The following is a 4,685-nucleotide window of genomic DNA, read 5'->3' on the forward strand; positions in this document are numbered from 1 at the left end:
TGAGAAGAACCCTTAACTAAACTTGCAGACGAATGTCGGCATAGCGTGAGCTATTAAGCCGACCATTCGACAAGTTTTGGGATTGTTAAGGGTTCCGAGGCTCAACGTCAATAAAGCAATTGGAATAAAGCAATTATGTTATTGATTTTAAATTTTTTATATCAAAATGGTCTTTTTCTGTTAAATCATAACCAGAATGAAAAAGAAGTTGAGCTTCTTTTGAAATACATGGTATTTTTCGACCTTTGTAATTAGTTTCTGAAAACCAGTCATTTTGGAAAACATAATTACCACCTTCTGGGTTTGCTTGGGTAATTGATCCATCATCATTTAGATTTATAGGATGAATATCTAAATACCCATATTCTTCATGCTTAAGTTCCATACGTGAAGGCATCCAGGCAACAACTTTTCATATAAATCGTAATAATTTTGTTCAGCTGGAAGAACAACTTCTGGCAGCATAACAATCAAAGGAAATTTAGTGAGTTTATACGACTACACTTTTCTTGACAATTCCAAAGTATAGATAATAAAAACCGCTATGCGGCAAACTCAAAAGGTCTTCACATAGCGATTATATCTAATAAAAATTCATTAATTTTTTTACATTTTCAACAACCAGAATGTATCATTAACACTTTTACATCCTTATTGCATAACTCAAAAATTACATAACTTCCAATTCTCTCATCAACTGTTCCCATTCATTAAAATAATTATCCTGACACCTTTTAACATCATCAATTGATTTTTGTATTTCCATCAGTACTATATAATCAGAAGAATTGTTTGGTTCAGAAATGATTTTATTCAATCTTTCTAATTCTTCATCATATTGATTTATTAACACTTCAAGCTTTTCAATTCGTTTCTCCTTCTTAACCTTCTCCTTCTCAATGGAGTTACGATCGCCTTTTACTGTGTTATTTTTCTCTACTTTCTGCTCAACTTTAATGTTATTAAATGGCTTTTCAGAATTCATCCTTTTTTTCTCGTACTCACCATAAGTAGATTGTACAAACTCTACACCATCCTTATCAAAAACAAGTAATCTGTCAGCAATCTTATTAGTAAAATATCTATCATGTGACACAAAAATAATTGTACCTTGATAACTGCATAAGATATTCTCTAAATTCTCTTTTCCAATAATATCCATGTGGTTTGTCGGTTCATCTAAGATTAAAACATTAGTACGTTTATATAATAATTTACATAATGTCAATCTAACCTTTTCTCCACCTGACAAAGAGGACACCGGTCTAAAAACATCATCTCCACTAAACTGAAATGAGCCAAGAGCAGTTCTGACCTCTGTGTCATTTAGCTCAGGGTATTCGCTTTGAAAAATTTCGAATAGTGTATCATCTCCACTGATTTGAGCAAGCTGTTGGTCAAAATAGCTAATTTCAACATTGTATCCGAATTTAAAATCTCCAGACAATGCTGCCACACCATCCATAAGTGTTTTAAGCAACGTGGATTTACCAATACCATTACTCCCAACAATTCCAAGCTTCTGTCCCCTTTCAAGGTTGAAATTAACCTTTGCAAGAGGAGTATCATAGCCTATCACAAGTTCTGAAGCACTTAATACTTGCCTTGAACTACTGATTCTCGGTTGAAATTTAGACATATAAGTTTTTGTATCGTATTGGTCTGGTGCATTTAATATTTGCATACGCTGTAATAATTTAATTTTAGATTGCACCATTTTAGCTTTCGTAGGTTTATAACGAAAACGTTCAATCAAGCGTGTAATCCTTTCAATTTCTTTCTGTTGCAAATCGTAATCTTTTTGCTGTTTGATATGATTTTCTCGTTTTTGCTCCTCAAAGGCTGAATAATTACCTTTATAACATTTGGTCTCTCCCCATTCGATTTCATAAACCTTATCCACAATTCGATTAAGAAACATTCTATCATGGGAAATAATAACCAATGTAGATTTATAACTTCTCAAATAACTCTCCAACCATTGTATTGTTTCTATATCAAGGTGGTTAGTAGGTTCATCAAGTAATAGAATGTCTGGCTTTGTTAAAAGTATTTTTATAAAAGCTATCTTAGTTCGCTGACCACCTGAAAATTCAGAAATGGGTTTTTTATAATCTGCTTCAGTAAAACCCATACTACGAATCATCGTTTCATATTCTTTTTGGTAGGTTAGACCTCCAAGAGCCATATACCTTTCACTGATATCAGAGTATTCATTGATGATTTTATCATCATATTGATTCTCCATTTTATCTATCAGCTGTTTCATCTTGTTTTCCATATCAATAAGCGTCTTAAATACCGTACGGACTTCATCCACCATTGATATACTTTCATCTTCAAAAGGCATCTGTCTTAAATAGCTAATATAAGGGTTACCGGTCTTTATTACTTGAAACTCACTTTCACCAGTTCCTTCTTCTAATTCAATTTCGCCTATAATAGCTTTTAGCAAGGTTGTTTTTCCACATCCATTTCTACCAACAATAGCAATCTTTTCATTATCATTGATTTCAATATCGATGTTTTCCAACACCATATTACCATCATAGTAAACGGCACCATTAATTATTTTGTATTGCATTTTCATATCCTCCTTTGCGTTAGTACTAGCAATTGCAAAGGTGGCTTTGGACAATAATTATTCTACTCCATGTAAAGCTTGTCACAGCCACCTATACATGGAGTTCTTTAAATGTTACTTTAGTTGTAGATTTCATTTGCTTCTCCCTCCTAACTTGGGAATTTGAAACGAGTTGAAAACGAGTTTCTTCTTTTCTTGATACTATATAGAAATAACGTTCTTTTTTAAAAATATGATTTATCGTTGATGTGACAGTGTTTTTATGTATTTTTGTGGTTGAAAAGAAAATTTGACATGAAAACACCCCAGTTATATTATTAAGGTGTCGAATCTTAAATAAAACTGGGGGATTTTTATATGCAATATAATACTACTAAATATATTGACGAAAATCAAGATAACGAAACATTAAAAGATATGACGAAAAGTGGGAAGCAACGCCCATGGAGAGAAAAGAAAATTGATAATGTAAGTTACGCAGATATACTGGAGATTTTAAAAATTAAAAAGGCTTTTAACGTAAAACAATGTGGTAACGTCTTAGAATTCAAGCCAACTGATGAAGGTTATTTGAAGTTACATAAGACATGGTTTTGTAAGTCAAAATTATGCCCAGTTTGTAATTGGAGGCGTGCTATGAAAAATAGTTATCAAGCTCAAAAAGTGATTGAAGAAGTAGTAAAAGAAAAGCCTAAAGCTCGATGGTTATTTCTTACTCTATCGACACGAAATGCGATAGATGGGGATACTTTAGAACGAAGTTTAAAGCATTTAACTGAATCTTTTAGAAGATTATTTAAATATAAAAAAGTTAGTAAAAATTTAATTGGTTTTATGCGTTCAACAGAAGTTACAGTTAATAAAAATGATGGCAGTTATAATCAACATATGCATGTTTTGTTGTGTGTTGAAAATAGTTATTTTAAGAATAAAGCTAATTATATAACTCAAGAAGAATGGGTTAATTTATGGCAAAAAGCATTACAAGTAAATTATCGACCGGTAGCAAATATTAAAGCGATCAAACCAAATCAAAAAGGCGATAAAGATATTCAAGCAGCTATTAAAGAAACCTCTAAATATTCGGTTAAGTCATCTGATTTTTTAACTGATGATGATGAAAGAAATCAAGAAATCGTGAATGATTTAGAAAAAGGTTTATACCGAAAGCGTATGTTGAGTTATGGTGGATTACTTAAACAAAAACATAAGATTTTAAATTTAGATGATGCCGAAGATGGTAATTTGATTAATACAAGTGACGAAGATAAAACAACAGACGAAGAAGAAAAAGCACATTCGATTACGGCAATTTGGAATTTTGAAAAACAAAATTATTATTTAAAAAATTTGAAACGTTAGCTTAAAAGCTAGCGTTTTTTTATGTATTTTTGCCCCTGCGGGAACTATAGCGTTCAACCGGCATGGTTGACCACTTTACATGCCAACTTTTAAGTTTGCATGTAAATGGACAGTGTCTTAAAAAATCAACACTGGATTTGCTCAAATTTTTGCTTTTGGAAATAGCATATATTTATTTGGCTCATATTCGCGTTTTAAGAGCTTATATAAGTTTTTAGGCATAAAACTATATGAATTACCCCTAAATCTTTAAAATGCCCCCTTAAAATTCAAAATAAAGGTATTTAAAATTTTAAAAATAAAAAAGCTACTAGCAAAAAACTAGTAGCTTAAATCTTAGTTAAATTTTGAGGGAGTATTAATTTTTATATCTACGCTACAACGTCGATTCAAATTCGTGCAGTATTAATTTTTATATCTGTGCTACAACACCGATTACTTAAAACTAAGATAAAAAATCGACGAAGGTCGATAATGGTTTTGCACACGTCGATTTATCCGACGTATAAGTGCGCCCTTACGGGATTTAACTAGATTGTAACGATGAATTTTGGACTTGTAAAGCAATAACAATTGGGTTTACCAGGTCTACTAAGTAGACAAAAAAGAACACGCATTTATGCCGAGAAAATTTATTGAAGTTGAGAAGAACCCTTAACTAAACTTGCAGACGAATGTCGGCATAGCGTGAGCTATTAAGCCGACCATTCGACAAGTTTTGGGATTGTTAAGGGTTCCG

Annotated in this window: 2 protein-coding genes and 1 pseudogene; 1 reads left to right on the forward strand and 2 read right to left on the reverse strand. The window is 32.0% G+C overall.

The window, feature by feature from the left end; genetic code table 11:
• Positions 1 to 133: 133 nt before the first annotated feature.
• A pseudogene (locus JVV30_RS00015) lies at positions 134 to 406 on the reverse strand (nucleotidyltransferase domain-containing protein); the annotation flags it as partial.
• A 264-nt stretch (positions 407 to 670) separates the two neighbouring features.
• Positions 671 to 2,638: an ABC-F type ribosomal protection protein OptrA gene (gene optrA / locus JVV30_RS00020; RefSeq protein ID WP_204192883.1), complete on the reverse strand. Its 1,968-nt coding sequence runs from the start codon at positions 2,636 to 2,638 to the stop codon at positions 671 to 673.
• Between the two features lie 303 nt (positions 2,639 to 2,941).
• Here optrA and JVV30_RS00025 point away from each other — a divergent pair, with 303 nt between their 5' ends.
• Positions 2,942 to 3,946 (forward strand): protein rep, encoded by a 1,005-nt coding sequence (locus JVV30_RS00025; RefSeq protein WP_011645009.1) that lies wholly within the window; start codon positions 2,942 to 2,944, stop codon positions 3,944 to 3,946.
• The last annotated feature ends 739 nt before the right edge of the window (positions 3,947 to 4,685 follow it).

Origin of the sequence: Staphylococcus sp. GDY8P47P (assembly GCF_016892225.1) — a bacterium.
GTDB lineage: Bacteria > Bacillota > Bacilli > Staphylococcales > Staphylococcaceae > Staphylococcus > Staphylococcus borealis.

Coding starts and splice junctions, on each gene's coding strand:
- JVV30_RS00025 (WP_011645009.1), top strand. CDS start 2,942: ATGCAATATAATACTACTAAATATATTGACGAAAATCAAGATAACGAA.